The organism is Pseudomonas sp. Yb2C2 (assembly GCF_052112325.1).
Lineage (GTDB): Bacteria > Pseudomonadota > Gammaproteobacteria > Pseudomonadales > Pseudomonadaceae > Aquipseudomonas > Aquipseudomonas marginalis.
The window spans coordinates 1-362 of the sequence record NZ_JAVAJK010000070.1; the positions used below are offsets into that span (position 1 = coordinate 1).

The 362-nt window shown below is 60.8% G+C and carries 1 pseudogene; it reads right to left on the reverse strand.

Annotated elements, in window-relative coordinates:
- Window positions 1–37: 37 nt before the first annotated feature.
- Window positions 38–362: pseudogene (locus Q8X51_RS32195) on the reverse strand (arabinose ABC transporter substrate-binding protein); the annotation flags it as partial.

Consider the following 362-nt stretch of genomic DNA (forward strand, 5'->3'; position numbering starts at 1 on the left):
GTTTTGCCGATAGCGTCGAAACGCAGGGCCGCCGCCGTCATTTCCACAGCCCGATCTTGGTCAGTTCTTCCTGGAAGTTGGCGCGGGTGATCAGGGTCACTTCATCCATGGCCGTGTACTTCGGCGGTTCGGTGCCCTTGGTGACCCACTCGTACATCATCAGCGCGGTGTTGTAGCCTTCGATGTGCGGGCTTGGCAGCATGGAGCCGAAGAAGCCGCTGTTGGCTTTCTTCAGTTCGCCGATGGCGTCGGTGCCATTGATGCCGATGCCGATCACATTGGCGGCGGCGAAACCGGCGCTTTCAGTGGCGCGCACGCCGCCGAGCACGGTGTTGTCGTTCATGCCGCCGATGATCAGGTTT